The 18,940-nt window shown below is 63.1% G+C and carries 18 protein-coding genes and 2 pseudogenes; 10 read left to right on the top strand and 10 right to left on the bottom strand.

Features of this window, described 5'->3' with window-relative positions; all coding sequences use genetic code 11:
• The first annotated feature begins 10 nt into the window (after positions 1-10).
• Positions 11-403, top strand: coding sequence for a DUF3017 domain-containing protein (locus tag BN9444_RS06290; RefSeq protein WP_082723159.1), 393 nt, complete (start codon positions 11-13; stop codon positions 401-403).
• 146 nt (positions 404-549) lie between these two features.
• Here BN9444_RS06290 and metX read toward each other — a convergent pair whose 3' ends face one another.
• The 3 genes from metX to BN9444_RS06275 all read right to left on the bottom strand — a co-directional run bounded on the left by metX (position 550) and on the right by BN9444_RS06275 (position 3,836).
• On the bottom strand, positions 550-1,698 hold the full coding sequence (gene metX / locus BN9444_RS06285; protein ID WP_066484850.1) for a homoserine O-acetyltransferase MetX: 1,149 nt from the start codon (positions 1,696-1,698) through the stop codon (positions 550-552).
• Between the two features lie 437 nt (positions 1,699-2,135).
• A complete protein-coding gene (locus BN9444_RS06280) occupies positions 2,136-3,467 on the bottom strand; it encodes an O-acetylhomoserine/O-acetylserine sulfhydrylase (protein WP_066484858.1) in 1,332 nt (443 codons plus the stop codon).
• A 153-nt stretch (positions 3,468-3,620) separates the two neighbouring features.
• Positions 3,621-3,836 carry a hypothetical protein gene (locus BN9444_RS06275; RefSeq protein ID WP_066484867.1) on the bottom strand — a complete coding sequence of 72 codons (216 nt, stop codon included), beginning with the start codon at positions 3,834-3,836 and terminating at the stop codon, positions 3,621-3,623.
• A gap of 500 nt (positions 3,837-4,336) precedes the next feature.
• On the opposite strand from BN9444_RS06275, the gene BN9444_RS06270 reads away from it, so the two are divergent.
• The 3 genes from BN9444_RS06270 to BN9444_RS06260 all read left to right on the top strand — a co-directional run bounded on the left by BN9444_RS06270 (position 4,337) and on the right by BN9444_RS06260 (position 8,467).
• Positions 4,337-6,934 carry a nitric-oxide reductase large subunit gene (locus tag BN9444_RS06270; RefSeq protein ID WP_068801610.1) on the top strand — a complete coding sequence of 866 codons (2,598 nt, stop codon included), beginning with the start codon at positions 4,337-4,339 and terminating at the stop codon, positions 6,932-6,934.
• A 24-nt stretch (positions 6,935-6,958) separates the two neighbouring features.
• Positions 6,959-7,615 carry a hypothetical protein gene (locus BN9444_RS06265; protein WP_066510784.1) on the top strand — a complete coding sequence of 219 codons (657 nt, stop codon included), beginning with the start codon at positions 6,959-6,961 and terminating at the stop codon, positions 7,613-7,615.
• A 66-nt stretch (positions 7,616-7,681) separates the two neighbouring features.
• Positions 7,682-8,467, top strand: a complete 786-nt coding sequence (locus BN9444_RS06260) for an SPFH domain-containing protein (RefSeq protein WP_369799410.1) — start codon at positions 7,682-7,684, stop codon at positions 8,465-8,467.
• Positions 8,468-8,565: 98 nt separating this feature from the next.
• Here the strand turns inward: BN9444_RS06260 and BN9444_RS06255 are convergent, their stop codons facing one another.
• The 4 genes and pseudogenes from BN9444_RS06255 to BN9444_RS06240 all read right to left on the bottom strand — a co-directional run.
• Positions 8,566-9,174, bottom strand: a complete 609-nt coding sequence (locus BN9444_RS06255) for an MBL fold metallo-hydrolase (protein ID WP_066484883.1) — start codon at positions 9,172-9,174, stop codon at positions 8,566-8,568.
• Positions 9,175-9,215: 41 nt separating this feature from the next.
• Positions 9,216-10,538 carry a cytochrome c biogenesis protein DipZ gene (locus tag BN9444_RS06250; protein WP_478219559.1) on the bottom strand — a complete coding sequence of 441 codons (1,323 nt, stop codon included), beginning with the start codon at positions 10,536-10,538 and terminating at the stop codon, positions 9,216-9,218.
• 123 nt (positions 10,539-10,661) lie between these two features.
• Entirely contained in the window at positions 10,662-11,984 is a 1,323-nt protein-coding gene (locus BN9444_RS06245) for an ISL3 family transposase (RefSeq protein ID WP_066509688.1), read from the bottom strand.
• Between the two features lie 126 nt (positions 11,985-12,110).
• Positions 12,111-12,290 (bottom strand): annotated as a pseudogene (locus BN9444_RS06240) (hypothetical protein); the annotation flags it as partial.
• Between the two features lie 189 nt (positions 12,291-12,479).
• Here BN9444_RS06240 and BN9444_RS06235 point away from each other — a divergent pair.
• The 3 genes and pseudogenes from BN9444_RS06235 (at position 12,480) to BN9444_RS06225 (ending at position 14,113) form a co-directional block, all read left to right on the top strand.
• Positions 12,480-12,839, top strand: coding sequence for a hypothetical protein (locus BN9444_RS06235; protein WP_066484898.1), 360 nt, complete (start codon positions 12,480-12,482; stop codon positions 12,837-12,839).
• A 53-nt stretch (positions 12,840-12,892) separates the two neighbouring features.
• Positions 12,893-13,439 (top strand): annotated as a pseudogene (locus tag BN9444_RS06230) (sigma-70 family RNA polymerase sigma factor).
• Positions 13,436-14,113, top strand: a complete 678-nt coding sequence (locus BN9444_RS06225) for an anti-sigma factor (protein WP_068801608.1) — start codon at positions 13,436-13,438, stop codon at positions 14,111-14,113. Before BN9444_RS06230 ends, BN9444_RS06225 begins: the two are co-directional and overlap by 4 nt.
• Positions 14,114-14,148: 35 nt before the next feature.
• Here BN9444_RS06225 and pdxR read toward each other — a convergent pair whose 3' ends face one another.
• On the bottom strand, positions 14,149-15,498 hold the full coding sequence (gene pdxR, locus BN9444_RS06220) for a MocR-like pyridoxine biosynthesis transcription factor PdxR (protein WP_068801607.1): 1,350 nt from the start codon (positions 15,496-15,498) through the stop codon (positions 14,149-14,151).
• 80 nt (positions 15,499-15,578) lie between these two features.
• On the opposite strand from pdxR, the gene pdxS reads away from it, so the two are divergent.
• Positions 15,579-16,466 carry a pyridoxal 5'-phosphate synthase lyase subunit PdxS gene (pdxS, locus tag BN9444_RS06215; protein WP_066484911.1) on the top strand — a complete coding sequence of 296 codons (888 nt, stop codon included), beginning with the start codon at positions 15,579-15,581 and terminating at the stop codon, positions 16,464-16,466.
• Between the two features lie 4 nt (positions 16,467-16,470).
• Complete coding sequence (gene pdxT / locus BN9444_RS06210; RefSeq protein WP_068801606.1) at positions 16,471-17,121, top strand: pyridoxal 5'-phosphate synthase glutaminase subunit PdxT; 651 nt, start codon at positions 16,471-16,473, stop codon at positions 17,119-17,121.
• Here the strand turns inward: pdxT and BN9444_RS06205 are convergent.
• Together BN9444_RS06205 and BN9444_RS06200 are read right to left on the bottom strand one after the other, a co-directional pair.
• Positions 17,118-17,360, bottom strand: a complete 243-nt coding sequence (locus BN9444_RS06205; RefSeq protein WP_068801605.1) for a helix-turn-helix domain-containing protein — start codon at positions 17,358-17,360, stop codon at positions 17,118-17,120. The genes pdxT and BN9444_RS06205 overlap by 4 nt on opposite strands.
• Before the next feature lie 39 nt (positions 17,361-17,399).
• Positions 17,400-17,630, bottom strand: a complete 231-nt coding sequence (locus BN9444_RS06200) for a helix-turn-helix domain-containing protein (RefSeq protein ID WP_068801604.1) — start codon at positions 17,628-17,630, stop codon at positions 17,400-17,402.
• Positions 17,631-17,912: 282 nt separating this feature from the next.
• On the opposite strand from BN9444_RS06200, the gene BN9444_RS06195 reads away from it, so the two are divergent.
• Positions 17,913-18,940, top strand: a 1,028-nt coding sequence (locus tag BN9444_RS06195) for a phosphoenolpyruvate carboxylase (RefSeq protein ID WP_141681570.1), incomplete at its 3' end; no start/stop codon positions are given.

Below are 18,940 nucleotides of genomic sequence, written 5' to 3'. Positions count from 1 at the left end.
CGTGCACGGCATGGAGCCACAGCGCGACCAGCACGACCCGCGCCGCTCGGTTGCTCGTTCCGCGTCTGCGCAGACGACTCCGGAGGGGCTGTCCCTGGCTAATCCGCACGACATCGGTCTCAAGGCCTCGCGGCTGCCGAGCACCGTGCAATGGGTGATGATTGGGATCTTCGTCGTGTTGGTGGCGGCATCGGCAGGCTTTGCTGCGTTTGAACACTGGCGGCGTGCGTCCTTTGCGCTGGGTACTGGGCTGCTGTGGCTCACCGTCGTGCGTCTGACCTGCGACTCAGAGCGCGTGGGAATTCTCGCGGTGCGTTCGCGCCACTTTGACGCCGTCTTCACCGCAGCTGTGGGCGCGGCGATGCTTTTCCTGTCGACGTCGGTGGACGCGCTGGGGAGTTAGTCGTGCTGTAAGCGCGTCATGGTGGCTATCGATCGCAAGTGGACCCAGATTCAGCTTCAGGCGCGTGAGGCACTCGCGCGTTTCGGCGTGAAGTTCTAGGCGCGCGGCAGCACATGCTCCGGAGAGTGTGAGTGCGGCGTCGGCGATTAGATGTAGTATTCGTCGCCGACGTAGGCCGGGCCGAAGTTCAGGCCATCCGGCGCGGAGAGCGTGAGGAAGTTGCGCAGGATGCGGTCCATCTGGCGTGTCTCGGTGAGGAAGGCGTCGTGACCGACCGGGGAGACGACCTTCGCCATGGCGAGGAGATTGCCGAGGTTGCGGGAGAGGTGTTCCTGCTGGTGGTAGGGGTACAGAATGTCTGTGTCCACGCCGACGACCATGGTGGGAACTTTGCTTTGGGCGAGCGCTTTGATGAGTCCGCCGCGGCCGCGGCCGATGTCGTGGCGGTTGAGGGATTCCGTGAGCGCAACGTAGCTGCCGGCATCGAAGCGATCGGCGAGACGAGCGCCCTGGTAGTCCAAGTAGGAGTTCACGGCGAAGCGTTGGTCGTTGCTGCGGTAGGGACCCAGAGGATTTTCGCCGCGCTGGGGCTGGGCGCCGAAACGCTCGTCGATTTCCTGCTCACCGCGATAGGTGAGGTGCGCGATACGGCGGGCGGCGGCGAGGCCGTCGCCGGGGACTTTGCCGGTGGAGTAGTAATCGCCGCCGACCCAATTCGGGTCGCGCACGATGGCGGAAATCTGTGCGGTTTGAATGCCTATCTGCCAGCCGGAGGCACGCGCGGACACGGCGATGACGCAGGCGGCGTCCATCTTTTCGGGATAGAGCAGCGTCCATTCCAGCGTGCGGGCGCCGCCCATGGAGCCGCCGATGACGGCGTGGACGCGGTGAATGCCGAGCGCGTCGAGGAATTGCTTTTCCGCCTGGACTTGGTCGCGAATGGAAAGTGCCGGGAAGCGTGAGCCCCAGGTGCCGCCGTCCGGGTGTTTGCTGGCGGGGCCGGTAGAGCCCTTGCAGCCGCCGATGACGTTGGTGCATACGACGCACCAGCGCGTGGTGTCGAGCGCCTTGCCAGGTCCGATGAGATCGCCCCACCAGTCCGCTGCGTCGGAGTCGCCAGTGAGCGCGTGCTCGATGAGGAGGACGTTATTGGCGCCATCCGGGTCGCCGGCGAAAGCACCCCAGTGCTGATAGGCAATGGTCGCCGCAGGGATTTCGGCGCCCGCCTCAGTCCGCAGGGTTCCGATATCGGTGAAGGCGAGCTCGCCTTCGAGCGCGAACGTGGGGTACGACATCTAGCGGCGATCCTTTCTGCGGAGGGGCGAATCGATTTCATGGCGAAACCCGGATTGAGTGTCCAGGCGTCTGGTTCAAAGTGTAGATGAACCGCTTGGTCTGTTTTGGTATTAGATTCATGTGCGGTAGCGGCGGCGTGCTGTCGTGACGGAGCGGCGGACGTTGGCGATAATTGGAGTGGATGACTTTTCCTCATGAACGCGCGCAGCGTCAATGGCCAAGTCCCCGCCGAGAGCATCGCGAAGGAGTGGGTCGAGACCCTCGACCTGTAAGCAACCTTGACGCAGAAATCCCGCCGCTCGCGTTTCCCAGGACGCGAGCGGCGGGACTTTTGTGGCACGCGCGGCCTCCAGGAGGAGCGGCCGCGGAAGAAAGCGGGGCCAGCATGAGCCGGCCGATGTCCAGCGTTTGCCGACCGTTGGCTGGTGAGGTGCGGTTAGGCGATGGCCGCGAAGCCCAGCTCGAGGTCGGCGAGGATGTCCTTGATGTCCTCGATGCCGACGGACAGGCGAATGGTGGCCTGGTTGATGCCGGCGACGCGCAGGCCCTCTTCGTCCGACTGGGAGTGCGTGGTGGTGGCCGGGTGGACGACGAGCGAGTGGGTGTCGCCGATGTTGGCCAGGTTAGAGTGCAGCTTCAGGGCGTCGATGAAAGCCCATGCGACCTCCTTGGCGTCGCGCTCGCCCGGGGCGATGTCGAAAGAGAGAACGGAGCCGGTGTACTCGGCACCGATCTTTTCCTTGACCGCCTTGTACGGGGAGTCCGCGAGGCCCGCGTAATTGACCTTGGCGACCTTGTCGTGGCCAGCGAGGTACTCGGCGACGGCCTGCGCGTTCTCGTTGTGCTTGCGCACGCGCAGGGAGAGGGTCTCCAGGCCGGTGAGGGTGAGCCAGGCATTGAACGGGGAGACGGCCGCGCCGGTGTCGCGGAGCAGGCCCGCACGAGCCTTGAGGGCGAAGGCCGGGGCGCCGAGCTCGGCGTACTTGAGGCCGTGGTAAGCCTCATCCGGCTCCACGAAATAGGGGAAGACGGGCTTGTCGTCGCGCTCGACGGTCCAGTCGAACTTACCGCCGTCGACGAGGATGCCGCCCACGGCGGAACCGGAGCCGGAGTAGAACTTCGTGGTGGAGGCGACGACGACGTCGGCGCCGAGTTCCAGCGGGCGAACAAGCGCCGCGGTGGCGATCGTGTTGTCGACGATGAGCGGAACATGGTGCTTGTGAGCGACCTCGGCGACGGCTGGGATATCGAGGACGTCAGCGATGGGGTTGCCGAAGGTCTCACCGTAGAAAGCCTTGGTATTCGGCTGGACGGCCTTCTCCCACTCGGCCGGGTCATCCGGGTTCTCGAGGAGGGTGACGTCGATGCCCAGGCGCTTCAAGGTGACGGCGAACAGGGTGGTGGTGCCACCGTAAAGGCGCGCGGAGGAGACGATGTGGTCGCCGGCAGAAGCGACGTTGAGGATGGCGGCGGTCTCAGCGGCCTGGCCGGACGCGAAAGCCACGGCGGCGACGCCGCCTTCCAGGGCTGCGATGCGGCGCTCGAGGGCGTCCACCGTCGGGTTGGTCAGGCGAGTGTAAATCGGGCCTGCATCCGAGAGGTTAAAGCGAGCGGCAGCGTGCTCGGCGCTGTCGAAGACGTAGGACGTCGTCTGGTAAATCGGAATGTTGCGCGAGTTCGTCGAGCCATCCAGATCCTGCCCTACGTGGAGGGCACGGGTTTCGATGGACCAGTCGGCGAAGTTGGTGTTGTCATATTTCGTAGTCATGCCAGAAACACTAGACCAAGCTGTCCAAACGTGGCCAAGGATTCCAGGAGTTCCGCGCATTTCACCCGGTAGGGGTACGAATAAAATTAGACCGAGCGGTAAATAGATACGCTCGATCTAGGGCTCCGCAGGGAGAGGGGTGGAGTGTGGCCGCTACTGGGCGGCGGAGCTCTTCTTGCGGTTCTGGATGAGGTACCAGATGCCCAGGATGGCGCCGAAGAGGATGAGGGCTGAGGCGACGAAGACGACGGCGACGAGCATGGTCTCGTGCGGGTCGTTGAGGAAGATCATGGACACGATGGCTGCGAAGAAGATGGCGGCAAAGAGGGTGATGACCCAGTTGCGCTTGGTGTGTTCTGCGAAGTTCATGATCCAAATAATACGGCTTTTTCGGTTTAATTCAATATCTCGGCCGCGCGATTGGAAAAGTTTCCTATATGGCCACTAGTGGCCAAAGTCATATATTAGGGGCTATAAGTTGAATAATGAAGTTAAATTATCCGGGTTCTACCGTAAAAATTGCAGCGAGCGGGATTGGTGTGGCTACATCCTTTGGGGTGTGAATGGTCACTCTGTTCGTGCGTCAAGGCGCGCTCTACCTCTTTCGGTTGACTTCATTTGTGGCAGTGGAAGTGCCGCGCTCTATTTAAAACTGGATTTTCCGTTCATAATTATCCGTGGTGGACTCCGTCCTTGGGGCCCATGAATATCTCTAATGCACCGCGCTCTCGCTCGTTCCGTGTGCATCGTGTGAGTACAACCGCGTGAGTACAGCCGTGTGAGTACAACACTGAGCACAACGCTGTATCTCATTGGTGTGCACGGCGACGTGGAAGCGGTGTTCACTATCTGAATCGACAGGAAGATACATGTCTATCACCACTAGCAGCGAAGACCGGTCCAAGCCGGTACTGAAGCTGAGTAGCGTGTGGGTGCAGGGTGTCGCTCTCGTCATGATCTTTGGCTTCTTGGTCATGGGTTTCTTGGCGTACCGTACCTACACCGCCTCAATGCCCCTGCCCGACAAAATCGTGTCACAGTCGACCGGCGAGACCATCCTGACTAAGGAAGAGATCCTCAACGGCCAGGCTCTGTACCAGGCTCGTGGTTTGCAGCAGTATGGCTCAGTCATGGGCCACGGCGCGTACCTCGGCCCCGACTACACTGCAGAGTACCTGCGCATGGCGGCCGACAAGGCGCGCGAACTCAATGACCAGAACGGCTACCCGGACTTCATTGATGAAAACGTCACGCCGGAACAAGCGGTCATCGACGAATTCCGTACCAACCGTTACAACGAGGACACCAAGGTTCTCGAGTGGACGGACAACCAGATTGCTGCCTTTGAGTCCAACAAGGCCTATTACGCCAAGTACTTCGGCGAGGATTCCCATGAAAAGGGCCTTCCTTCCGAGTTCATCACCGATGACAAGCAGATCAACAACCTGGTCGGTTTCTTTGGCTGGACCGCGTGGGCCTCGGCCGCTGAGCGTCCGGGCCACGATTACTCCTACACCAACAACTGGCCTGCTGAGCCGCGTGTGGATAACGGCCCGACCGCTGACCTCGTCGTGTGGTCTGTGCTCTCGCTCATCGCGCTCATCGGCGGCACCGGCCTCATCTTCGCCATCTACGGCCGCTGGTCCAAGTCCATCGGCTGGCACGCAGAAGAGGCTCCGAACCTTGACTTCACTCAGCCGAGCGAGGTGGGTCTGACCAAGTCCCAGAAGGTTGTCGCCTGGTTCGTCCTCGTCATCGTCTTACTCTTCCTCATCCAAGCCCTCCTAGGCGCGGCCTCGCAGCATTACCGAACCGAGCTCACTGGCTTCTTCGGCATCCCGTTGCAGGAGATCCTCCCGTACAACGTGTCGCGTACCTGGCACCTGCAGCTGTCCCTGCTGTGGACCGCAGGTGGTTTGCTTGCCGCCGGTATCTTCATTGCATCCTTCGTGGGCAAGAAGGAACCGAAGGGCCAGCACTGGCTCGTGTGGTTCCTGCTCGGCGCGATCGCCTTTGTTGTCTTCGGCTCGATGGCCTTCGAGTGGCTGTCCACCATGGGCTACATCAAGGAAGGCACGCTGTTTTCTCAGCAGTGGGAGTTCCTTGACCTGCCTCGCTTCTTCCAGGTGCTCCTCACCGTGGGCATGTTCGTGTGGATCTTCATCCTCTTCCGCCAGCTGCGTGGCCGTTTGAAGACTGAGAACAAATCCAACATGCCGTGGATGTTCTTCTACGCCGGCATTGCCATCCCGGCGTTCTACGCCGTGGGTAACTTGGCTGGCTCGGAGACGCACATCTCCGTCGCCGAGTTCTGGCGCTTCTGGGTCGTCCACCTCTGGGTGGAGGACTTCCTTGAGCTGTTCACCACCGTGATGGTGGCCTACGTCTTCGTCCTCCTGGGCGTCATTCGCGAAAAGATCGCCCTGGGCATTATCTTCCTCGACATCATCCTGTACTCCACGGGTGGCGTCCTGGGTACCATGCACCACCTGTACTTCTCCGGTACGCCGGTCGAACACATGGCTCTCGGTGCCTTCTTCTCCGCAGCCGAGGTCGTCCCGCTGACCTTGCTTACCGTAGAGGCCTGGACCTTCATGCAGCTCGGTTCCCGTCAGCGTGCCTCAGGCGAGCGTCCGTTCCCGCACCGCTGGGCCGTCATGTTCCTGGTTGCCGTGGGCTTCTGGAACTTCCTGGGCGCCGGTATCTTCGGCTTCCTGGTCAACCTGCCTATCGTCTCCTACTACGAAATCGGTACGGCGCTTACCGCCAACCACGCGCACGGCGCCATGATGGGTGTCTATGGCTTCCTGGCCCTCGGCCTGTCTGCCTTCGCCCTGCGCTACCTCATCCCCAAGGACAAGTGGTCAGATAAGGCCATGGCATGGTCCTTCTGGCTCACCAACCTGGGTCTGCTGTGGATGGTTGTCATTTCCCTTCTGCCGCTCGGCATCATGCAGCTCTACGAGTCTGTTGCTTCCGGGTATGTCGAGGCACGCTCCCTGGGCTACATCACGGAGCCGGGCAACTTCATCATGGAGTGGCTGCGTATGCCGGGTGACGTCATGTTCCTTGCCGGTATCTTCCCGTTCCTGTGGATGGCGCTCAAGGGCGTGCTCTACAACAAGGAGATCCCCACCATCGAGGAGCACCCGACCGATCCGCTCTTTAACATCATCGCTCCGGATGACGATGACCACGCCGGTGAGATTCCGGTCGGCTCCTCCGTGGGCCTGGTCTCTGGTGGCAAGGGCCGTGTCGACGATCGTCGCCGCGTGGCTGGCCGGAAGTACGGCTACATCGACGAGCGCGGTGCGTTCGTTGAGGAAGTCGATCCGGATTCCGGTCGCGGCGACTCGGCGGCCTCCGGTCCGCAGGATCCGAAGTTCGATTCCCGCACGAAGTGGGGCGGCACCTACGGGTCCGACAAGCGTAACGGTGCTGACGGCACCGACGCTGATAAGAAGTAAAAGAAAGGCAAGCGAACATTCGTTATGGACGCACCTGGAATCTTTACCGTCCTCGCGGCGGCCTATGGTCTCTTTCTCGTCGCGGTGGCGTGGGGCTTCGACCTTATGGCGAAGCAGACCGCGAACCGCACGATGAGTAATCAGGCGGGCACGTTCCGTTATCTCGAGGAACACGATGCCTGGCAGTGCCCCGAGGATCAGTGGCTGTGGCCATCGAGCTTCGATCCGGAAAACCGCGTCATGCGCTACCGCGCAAACCCGACGGTGTGTAATACCTGCCCCGTCAAGGACGCCTGCACGGTCTCGCACCATGGCCGCGAGGTCACCCGTCAGCTCGATCCGTGGCCGCACTCGGATTCCGGGCGTTTCCATCGCGGTATCGCTCTGGGAGTCGCTGCGATGGCATACCTGTTGCCGCTGTGCTCGATGATCACCAACCACTCGCTCTCGGAGATTCTCATCTCCGTCGGCACCCTCATCGTCATCACGGGCCTCGGCGTGTACCCGTTGGCTCGCCATCTGTGGAATACGCCGTCGAACGCACCGAAGATTGTGGTGCCGGAGATGAGTAACCGCGAAGCCGAGCTGTCTGCGCAGATTGACCGCTTCAGCTCGAAGTACGGAAATAGTACGCGGACGCGTTATGGCTCGGATCGCCGCAAGGAAAAGGAAGCAAGTTAAATGTCAGCATTCGTCTTTTGGCCGATCGTGATCGGCATTATTATCGCGCTCATTATCGTGTTCTTGATGTATTCCCTGAAGGTCATCAAGCAATACGAGCGCGGTGTGGCGTTCCGCTTTGGCCATTTGCGTCCGCTCCTGCAGCCGGGCTTGCACTTCATGTGGCCGGGAATCGACAAGCTTGAGCGCGTTGATCAGCGTGTGGTGACGCTGACCATCCCGCCGCAGGAAATCATCACCAAGGACAACGTCTCCGTGCGCGTCAACGCCGTGGTCATGTTCGAGGTGACGGACGCTGAAAAGGCCGTCCTGCAGGTCGAAAACTACGCCGTCGCGACCTCCCAGATCGCCCAAACCACCCTGCGTACCCTGCTGGGTCGTGCGGACCTCGATGATCTCCTTGCTCACCGCGAGGAACTCAATGAGGACCTGGCCACTATCATTAACGGCCAGACCGAACGTTGGGGCGTTATCACCCGCATCGTGGAGATCAAGGACGTGGAAATTCCTGAGATGATGCAGCGCGCCCTGGCCCGCGAGGCGGAGGCCGAGCGTGAGCGTCGCGCAAAGGTCATTTCCGCGCACGGCGAACTTCAGTCCTCGCGTGAGCTGCGTGAGGCCGCTGAGGAGCTGGGCAAGGCTCCGGCCGCGCTGCAGCTGCGCTACCTCCAGACCGTCCTCGACCTGGGCGCAGACCAGAACTCGACCATCGTGTTCCCGCTGCCCATCGACATCATGGGCGGCTTCATGGAAAACCTGGGCACCTTCTCCAAGGGCTTCCAGGACTTCAACAAGAACATGTCGCAGCTCTCCGGCAAGACCGAGACTGCACAGTCTGAGAAAGAGTCTTAGAACGCACCTGAGAAGGAGCTACGCGGTGTAACTCCGCAGACACCAACGCCGGCCCGTCCCATCACATGATGGGGCGGGCCGGCGTCGTGTATGAGTGCCTAGAACTCGACGGTCTCACCGGTCTCGACACGCTGGTATCCGGGCACGCCCACCTTGCCCAGCATGCCGTCAGTAATCGCCTTGCCGCCGGGGGAGAGCACCGCGTCGTGGATGGGGATGGTCACGCGTGCGCCAACCTTGACTGCGTAGTCTGCGGCCTCGGACCCCTTGACCCACGGCGCCGCAATCGGCAGGAGGAGTACCTCAACGGGCAGAGGACACTCGACGTATTCGTCGCCCGGATGGAGCAAGCCATCCATGTAATATCCCAGGTTCTCTGGCCGTGGCAGTGACGGGTGGATCTCTGCGTGCTGGCCACCAAAGACGCGAATGTGCTGGCCCAAAATGTCGAACTCCGAGTCACGCTGCACCACCGTGTCTTCCGCGCGGTCACCCAAAGCCGCGATAGCTTCGGCCGTGCCCCACACCGGCAGGCCGGAGTCGCGCACCGCGTCGACGTTGAGGTGGTCCGGGTGCGCGTGCGTGAGTAGCACCGCGTCCGCGGACTTCAGGCACGCCGGGTCGGTGAGTGAACCCGGGTCGATAATGATGGTGCCCTCAGGCGCGTCGATGGCGATGGCGGAGTGGCCGAGCATGGTGAGCTTCATGCGTCCCAGCCTAGCTGCGCCACACGACGCGCCGTTGAGGTTTATCCGAACGTGAACGAAAACAGCTCCACGCCCGGGGTCACCGCCAGATGGAGCGTGCCCTCTCGGGCCGCGTCCCCGCGCAGGAGGTCAATCGTCCCGTCCTCGGTAACCGGAATCTCCTGAGTCGTGTCGCCATCGGACACTGTGATGGTCCCGCGCCCTGCAACGACCACCTGGACCCACGCCGCGTGGTAGGCCAGATCCACCGTCGCGTCGCGGCCCGCGGTAATCGGCTGACCCGCCAGCGTCCACTCGCCACCCAGCGCGTAGCGCCCCTGCCGCGGCGTCACCGCCGTGAAGGAATGCGTGCCATCGACATACTCGGCCGCCGGGTTGTCGAAATACCGCGCGCGGTCGGTGCCCAGGTACGTTTCCGGATTGCGGTCGGCTGCACCCACGGCGGCCTCAGTGCTCTCGACCGGCGTGGGTAGGCGTACCTGCGGGTCGCGTTCCTGCAGCAAAGAACGAATCTGGTGCTCCGTCTCCGCGTAGTCGCCCTCGCCCGCGTGGCTGCCGCGCAGTTGCCCCTGCGCGTCGACGAGGTAATGCGCCGGCCAGTATTGGTTGCCGAAAGCACGCCACGTCGCGAAGTCATTGTCCTGTGCGACGGGGTAGGCAATGCCTTGCTCCGCGGCCGCGCGGCGCACGTTGGAGGACTCGCGTTCAAACGGGTATTCCGGCGCGTGGATGCCCACGACCTCCAGGCCGTAGTCCTTGTACGTGTCGTAGAGCTTCGCGATATGCACGTTGTTGCGCTGGCAATTGATGCAGGCATACGCCCAAAAATCGATGAGCGTCACCTTGCCATTCGTGCGCGGGTCCACGGGTGTATCCGTGTTGAACCAGCCGGTGAGCCCGGCAAATTCCGGGACCGCACCCGAGCTTGCCGATGCCGCCTGTACCTCGGGTTGGCTGAGACTTGGCAGCTTCTGCTGGAGCCAGGCCGGTGCGCCCGTGGCGATCGCACCTGCCATGGCGATGACGAGGAAGCCCGAGGTGAGGCGCACGCCGCGCTGATGTGACTGGAAGAAGCTCACGCGCCGGCCGATCTGCTCACCGCCGAGTGCAAAGATGAGGAGCGGCACGGCCACGCCCACGGCAAAGGACAAACACAGCACGAGGATATGGGCGTCGACGTGGCCCGTGGCGCCCGCCACGCTGATGGCGGCGAGGACCGGCCCGGCGCAAGGAACAAAGACGACGCCGAGCGCGAGCCCCACGAGGAACCCGCCCTTGTCGCGAACCTTGGCCTGCAACCCGCCGGCCTTCGGCAGCTTGAGAAACGGCCACTCGAGGAGCTCCTGGACCTTGGGGAAGATCATGCCCAGTCCCACGAGTACGAGGAGCCCCAGGCCCACCTTCCATACGAGGTCACCGGGCAGATGCAGGGCGTTGAGCGCCGTCGTGGCAAAGAGCGTGACGGCGGTAAAGCGGCTCTTCCGGTTTTAGAGTGCATTGATTTTGTGTCGGATGTTGGCGGCGTGAATCAGGCACCGCAATATGTAGTGGTCGAGGTTGCGGAATCCCAGGGCGATGCCGCGTAGGAATTCCAACCGACCGTTAATCGCTTCGACAGGTCCGTTGGATACTCCGTGGTCGAAGTAGGCGAGGATGTCCTTGCGGCGTTTGTTCATGGTCCTGCCTAGCTGCGCGATCTCAGCGATCCCGGCGTCTTTGATGTCAACAAGCGTGTCAATGAGCGTGCTCATGGCTTTCTTGGCTGCTTGCTTGTTGGGATTGTTGTAGCAGCTTATGACTTGTTGGTAGTAGGTCCAGGTCTCTTGTAGCGGCGCGTAGTCGTCGTCGAAGTCAAACAGTTCCTCAAGCCTCCCGCGCTGCTTGTCGGTGAGCAAGCCCTCGGTGGTCAACAGAGTTTTCCGGTTGCGGTAGAGCGGGTCTTTGCTGCGGCCACGTCGGCCTGTTGTTTCTAACTGGAGCCTGGCGCGGCACTTGGTGAGCTTGTCACCGGCCAGGCGTACAACGTGGAACGGGTCCATGACTTGGGTGGCGTTGGGAATGACTTCGCCAGCGGCGGTGGCATAGCCTTGGAAGCCGTCCATGCTGATGATCTTGACCTGATCGCGGAACTGCTCGCTGTGATTATTCAGCCATGTTCGTAACGCGTCAGCGCTTCTGCCTGGGACAACGTCAAGAAGCCGAGCGGGGCGGATGACGTTTCCATCCTTGTCGTGGTGGTCGGTCATATCAACGATGACGGTGACGTATCCGTCGCGCCATGTGCGTCGGTTGTGCGACCAGCGATGCTCATCAACACCGATGACCTTGACCCCGTCGAGGTAGTGCTCGTCGTTGTAGATCAAGTCCTGGACAGCGGCTAAGGCCAAGGCGTTGGTGGTATCCCACCCCAGGCCTAATGACTTGGCTGCAGCGGCAACGCTCATCCGATCTAGGCAGAGTCGTTGCAGTATCCAGCGGGTCACCCTGTCCGTGGTCTTTGAATTGTCGGGCGCGCAGGTAAGGCCCGCGCGGAAGATCTTCTGCAAGCAGCGCTTGTTGGTGCACCGGTAGCGTGGAAGGCGCACATGAAGGCGTGTTGGGTGGCCGACGATGGGCAGATCGACCAGGCTGCGGATGACGTGGTCGCGGAATACTCCAGGCTGACCGCACGTGGGGCATTCATTGATGGGCTCGACGGGCTCGGCTTCGATGACGGTGACATCGCCGTGTTCTGCGGCCCCGGTGATAGTAACTCCTAGTTCTGCGGTGCGGCAGATGGTATCGACGATGACATTTCCGTTAGGCTGCACAGTAGGTCCTTGGTTTGTACGGATGGATTAGACACCCTTATTCCTACAAAGCCAAGGACCCCAATATCTTGTGCCACGCCCGAACCCCCGGCGAACTAATCAATGCACTCTAAAACCGGAAGAGCCGGTAAAGCTCGTGACGAGGCCTGCGATGATGAGCCACGGCCGCGCTCGTGAGCGCTCCTCGCCAGGCGCGCCGCTCACGGCCAGCACGAGCGGGAGAATAGGCAGGATACAGGGGGAGATGCCGGTGATGAGCCCTCCGGCAAGCCCCACTGCCAGGGTGTTGAGCGTAGTCGAGACCATGATGGTTTCCTTCTTTCAGACGGTTCTTTCGTACGGTCTGCCCTTTATTCGGCGCCGAGCCCCAGTGCGGATGGCTTGAAAAAAGTTTTCGTCGATTCCAATCCGCCCCAGCCGCGTGCTCCGAATGAGTTCACGTAAGGCCGCGCACCCCCGCACGGCAGAACCCGTTACCTCTAAAGGAGAACACTCATGAAGATCAAACTCATCGCCGCCGCTACCGCCCTCGCGCTCACTGCCACTGGCTTGGCTGCCTGCAATGACACGAAGAACACTCCGGCGACGGAGACTCCCTCGATGGCTCCTTCGGATGCCATGATGTCGGATTCCATGGCTCCGTCCGGTGCCGTGGCTTCTGACTCGATGGCACCTTCTGACTCCATGATGTCCGGCGAGATGAAGCCCTCGGACGCGATGATGTCGGATTCCATGCAGCCCTCGGATTCGATGATGTCTGATGAGATGAAGCCGTCAGACGCTATGATGACTGACGAGATGATGTCGGACGAGATGATGACCGAAGCGCCTATGTCCGGCTCAATGTCACACTAAAGATGTCCGCTCCCGTCCTCGAGGGGAAGGTAAGATCAACGTCTGTGTCGACAATGTCTCCCGATAAGCTAGATCGACTCAACGACTTGCTCGTTGCGTCTGCGGCGGGGGATACGCATGCCTTTTCCGAGTTCTACGACGCACTGGCACCGCTCGTCTACGGCGGGACGCTCCCCGGTCTGCGNGGAAGTCGCCCAAGACGTCTTCGTCGAGGTGTGGTCTAAGGCCGCAAACTTCGATCCGGCGCGGGGTTCGGCACGCACCTGGGTGGGACGCATCGCCCACGGCCGCGCGGTGGATCGCCTGCGCTCGCACATCGCGAGCGTCGAACGGGATGACCGCGAAGCCACGCTCCGCGCGGCGCTGCGGGGTGATGACGTGGAAACAGACGCGCTCGACCGTGTGGAGTCGCAGCGTCTGCGCGCCGCCGTCGCTGCTATTGGTGAACCCCACAGCACGGCGGTGGAGCTGGCCTTCTTCGGTGGCCTCACCCACGCCGAGCTGGCAGAATCAACGGGAGTACCGCTGGGCACCGCAAAGACGCGCGTGCGCGATGGCGTCCGCAAACTTAAGGAACTGATGGCGAGGGAGGAACGATGAGTAATACGCGTGAATTCGACGACGCGAGCTTTGAGAACTTCCTCGACTCCGTGCCCGAGGTCGAGCCACCGGCCCGTCTGAAAGACGCTGTCTTCGAGCGCCTCGAGCGCACGCCACAGGAACCGACCACTGTGGTTGCCGGGGGCGGTAACGACACCGGCAGTGGTGACGGCGGCGTCATTGATCTCGGCGCGCGGCGCCGGCGTCCTTGGTTCGCGGTGGTCGCCGCGGCGCTCGTTCTCGTTATCGGCGGCGTGACCGTCGCGCAGTTCCTTCCGGCTGGCGAGGACACGCAGCTGGCCCAAGACGCACCGGCCCCGGAGAGCCCTGGCGAGAAGGAAATGCACGCCATCATGGGCGCGGAGGATCTGCGCAGCGCCGATGCCGAAGCCGAAGGCGCACGCCTCCAGATTGTGTCTTCCGAGGACATGGGCAAAGCCGGCGCGATGGTCGACGGCGAGCCGGAACTAGACGCTGGCATGGGCGCGCAGGTGTGGGCCGTGTCGAGCACCGGCGAGATGAGCTCCGCCGGCGTCATCGGGCAGGACCCGCACGACGGCGTGTGGATGCCTTTCGACGGTGACGTCACCAAGGTGCTCGTCACTGAAGAGCCCATGGCTGGCAGCGCGGAGCCCTCTGGACGCATGCTCGCGTCGGTGACTCTCAACGCTTAAGCCGCGCGCGGGGCAGCTGGCATGTCGAGCTGTGCCTAAAGCCGCGCTGCCGTCGCGACGACGCGCAGCGCGGCGTCGAGCTCGCTATCGGCTAAGTGACCGAAGCCGAGAACCACGCCGCCGGGTGCGTCCTCGCCGCCCCAGTACTCCGCGAGCGCGGTGAGCCCCACGCCCAGACGCCCAGCCGCCGCAACAACCTCATCGGCGGGTTTCTCGCAGAGCAACACCGCGTGCAGGCCACCTCGGATGGGGAGCAGTTGCGTGCCCGGAAGGTCGCCGAGGTAAGAATCTACGAGGTCGCGGCGGCGGCGATAGGCGCGGCGCACGGAGCCGGTGTGGCGACGCAACGCGCCGCTAGCGAGATAGCGTGCCAGCGCGGATTGCGTGATGAGGCTGACCGGTTGGCCGGTAAGTTCGCGTTCCGCGCGTAGCCGCGGCACGAGCGAGGATGGCGCGACGAGATAGCCGCAGGCCACGCCGGGGGAGATGACCGAGGAGAAGGTTCCCAGCAACGTCGTGCGCGCGGGCTCCAAAGCCGTGAACGCTGGCAGTGGCTGGCCCGCGTAGCGCAGCTCCGAGTCGAAGTCGTCCTCGATGAGCAGGGCGTCCGTCCGTCGTGCCCACGCGACGAGCTCCGTACGGCGCGCGGCCGACAGTGATTCGCCATACGGGTACTGGTGGCTGGGCGTCACGATGAGCGCGTCGAGCGGCGTGGCGGGGACGCGCACGCCCTCGGAGTCCGTGGGGATTTCCGCGACGGCATGGCCAAAGGCCGAGGGAATGCGGCGCAAGCTGGGGTAACCGGGGGACTCCACGCCCACGGTGAGTGCGCCGCCGAGCGCTGGCGCAAGCGCGCGGAGTAATAGCGCCAGTCCTTCGCGGGCGCCCGAGGTGATGAGGATGTGCGCTGGGTCGACGGCGAGTCCGCGCATGGTGCCGAGGTGTGCAGCCACCTCGTGGCGGAGGGCGGGGAGGCCGGAGGCGGGGGCATCGGAAAGCGGAGTGGACGCCGCGCGACGCCATGCGGAGCGCCATTCGGGGGTAATGATGCCCGCGGTGTCTGGGGCGCCGGGGGTAAGTTCCACGAGCGCGCGGGCAGGCTTCTGTATGGCCGGTTCCGGGGCTGGGGAAACGGGGTTGTGGTGAAGGCGGCGGCTCACGTGCGTGCCGGAGCCGACGGTGGCCTCGAGGTAGCCCTCGGCGAGGAGCTGATCGTAGGAAGCAACGACGCTACCTCGGGAAATGCCGAGTTCTGCGGCGAGCTGGCGCGTCGACGGCAGGGCCTCGCCGGGGGAGAGGATGCGTGCGGAAATCTGGTCGCGGATGGCGTGGGCGAGTTGCACCGGAAGGGTGCGGGTATCAGCCGGGTCGAGGATGACGTGCATGGGGTAAGGGTAAGTGGTCTAATTCAATTGGGTGAAATTGGCTCTTGTAATAGACCACTTGCGGCGTTGAAATAGTCGCCATGACTGAACAGATTGCAACTACCCGTGTGAAGCGCGGGCTCGCTGACATGCTCAAGAACGGCGTCATCATGGACGTCGTCACCCCGGAACAGGCCAAGATCGCGGAGGACGCCGGCGCCGCCGCCGTCATGGCGCTCGAACGCGTTCCTGCCGATATCCGTGCGCAGGGCGGCGTGGCCCGCATGTCTGACCCGGACCTCATCGAGGGCATTGTCGATGCCGTGTCCATCCCGGTCATGGCCAAGGCGCGCATCGGTCACTTCGTCGAGGCGCAGATTCTTGCCGAGCTGGGCGTGGACTTCATCGACGAGTCCGAGGTTCTCTCCCCGGCGGACTACGTCAATCACATCAACAAGTGGGACTTTGACGTGCCGTTTGTCTGTGGCGCGACGAACCTGGGCGAGGCCCTGCGCCGCATCACCGAGGGCGCTGCCATGATCCGCTCCAAAGGCGAGGCTGGCACCGGCGACGTCTCCGAGGCCGTCAAGCACCTGCGCACCATCAAGGGCGAGATCGCCCGCCTGCGCAACCTGGACAAGGACGAGCTCTACGTCGCAGCGAAGGAACTGCAGGCTCCGTACGACCTCGTCGCCGAGGTCGCCGAGACCGGCGAACTACCCGTCGTTCTCTTCGTTGCTGGTGGCGTGGCTACGCCTGCCGATGCCGCCCTCGTGCGCCAGATGGGCGCCCAAGGCGTGTTCGTCGGTTCCGGCATCTTCAAGTCCGGCAACCCGGCCGCCCGCGCCAAGGCCATTGTCGAGGCAGCCGCCCTCTACGACGACCCGTCCGCGCTCGCTCGCGTCTCCCGCGGCCTGGGTGAGGCCATGGTCGGCATCAACGTCGCCGATGTCCCGGCCCCGCACCGCCTCGCTGAGCGCGGCTGGTAATCCCATGCGCATTGGAGTGCTTGCCCTCCAGGGCGGGGTCGAAGAGCACATCGAGGTTCTCGAATCTCTTGGCGCGGACACGCGCCGAGTGCGCCAGGTGGCGGACCTTGAGGGCCTCGACGGCCTTGTTCTTCCCGGCGGCGAATCCACCGTCATTGACCGCCTCGCGCGGTCCTTCGGCCTGGCCGAACCGCTGCGCGCCGCCATCGACGCCGGTCTGCCCGTGCTCGCCACCTGCGCTGGGCTCATCTACCTCGCACGCGAGCTCGAAAATCCCGCCGCTGGCCAACAGACCCTGGGCGCGCTCGACGTCACTGTGCGCCGCAATGCGTTTGGCAATCAGCGTTTCTCCGCGGAGCGCGTCGTTCCAGTCATTCTCGACGACGGCGAAGCGGGAGTCGACGGCGAAGCCGGAGTCGGCGGCGACGTCGTCGACGTGGACGCTTCGTTCATTCGCGCGCCCATCGTTACCCGTACCGGTCCGGGTGTGGAGGCTATCGCCACCGTCTCCGGTAACGCTGGCGAGGGCGAATTCATCGTGGGCGTGCGCTCTGGCGCCATCACCGCGCTGAGTTTCCATCCTGAGGAAAATGGTGATGCCCGCGTCCATGCGGCGTGGTTGGCGCAGATTCCGGCGGCCTCGGCTGTGGCCTAAGCGCCCCACAACCGGCAGCGATACGCGAGCACGTGGGTGAGGTCGCGGCGTCGCCGGGGGTCGAAACCCGCGACAAACAAGATGGAAATGGCCTTATCGAGGTGAACGCTGCCTTTGCTGGATTCGAAGGCTCGGACACAGCGCTCAGGCACGTCCGCGAGGAGAGCGACGTCATGCTGGCTCAGGCCAGCTTCGCGGCGTTGTTCCTTCGCGAAGCGGCCCAATTCCTGTGTGTCCATCGAACCTCCCCGACGGAAAACCGGCATGATCGTGCCGTTTTATGCCATCGCGTCGAACGGCAGTGCGCCTGCCGTTTCGACACGGACGTGCAGTCCAATCGCTGCGAGCACAGCGAGCGCCTTGTCGAGCTGTACTGTGCCTTTCCCTGTTTCTAAGTCGCGCACGAAGCGCTCGGACACGCGGGCGCGCCGGGCGACGTGTCGCTGTGTCAGTCCTCCTTCGCGGCGGCGTTCGCGCGCGATATCCCCGATTGTTTCAGCCGTGAGCATGGCGTAGGCCCCCGTCTCCCCGATATATGCATGGTGTCCCGCCAGTCTAAAACGTCGTGGCGGGTGCCGCTACTTGAAAAGGGGGCTGCGGCGCGGCGGGCGAGTGCTGGTCGTGCTTCCCGTGCTTGCACCACAACTGGGGGTAGTGCGCCACCTTAACTCGGCGCAGAATAGTGACGTGGGCTACATTTATGTAAATCCTGTAAACCACAGTGTGTTAACTCAGCGGCTGTGCTGAGACAGTACAGAATCCGCGCCGAGTCGGCATAGAAAGGACTCCTCATGACCACTGCCAGCTCGTCCCGTGACTTCGTCAAAGACGATATCCGCCTGCTTGGACGGGTACTTGGCCGCGTCATTGCGCAGCAGGAGGGTGAGAGTGTCTACGAACTCGTCGAGTCCACGCGTCGCCTAGCTTTCGATGTCGCCCACGGGGACGCCAGCGCTGAGGACTTGCTTGCCGTCTTCCGCGACCTCGACATCACGAAGGCCAACCTCGTCGCTCGCGCCTTCTCCTACTTCGCGCTGCTTGCCAACTTGGTCGAGGACCTTGCGGACGAGTCCGTGCCTGCGCCGGTCTCCCTGCGCACGACCTTTGACAAGCTCAAGGATTCGCCGGTCACCGCGGCTCAGGCTTCCCGCGTCGTCCGTGATGCCGTGGTCGCGCCGGTCCTTACCGCGCACCCCACGGAAACTCGCCGCCGCACGGTCTTCGATACTCAGACACGCATTAAGAAGCTCCTCCAGCAGTGGCATCTCGGCGGCGATGAGTCGGACATTGAACGCGAGCTGTACCTGCGTATGACGCTGCTGTGGCAGACCGCGCTCATCCGCATCGCGCGCCCGACCCTCGAAGACGAGGTTGACGTCGCGCTGCGCTACTACAAGCTTTCCCTGCTCGAGCAGATTCCGGCGCTCAACCGTGCCGTCCGCGAGGGCCTCAAGGAGACCTTCGGGCTGCAGCTTCCCGAAGCCGCTCTCATGCGCCCCGGCTCTTGGATCGGCGGCGACCACGACGGCAACCCTTTCGTCAACGCGGATACGCTCACCTACGCCACCTCGCGCGCGGCGGGGACGGCGCTCAAGTACTACGAAGATCAGCTCGCGGAGCTCGAGCGCGAGCTCTCCCTCTCGGACCGCTATTCCTCCTGTTCCACGGAGCTGGAGCAGCTTGCCGATGCCGCCCATAATGACTGGGAGTCCCGCGTCGACGAGCCCTACCGCCGCGCTATCTTCGGGATCCGTGCCCGCGTCGCCGCCACGCGTAGGCACTTCTTCGGCGACGAGGCGGCGACCGTCGCCCCCTTGAC

The organism is Corynebacterium phoceense (assembly GCF_900092335.1).
GTDB lineage: Bacteria > Actinomycetota > Actinomycetes > Mycobacteriales > Mycobacteriaceae > Corynebacterium > Corynebacterium phoceense.
This window is presented reverse-complemented; position numbering and strand designations above follow the sequence as displayed.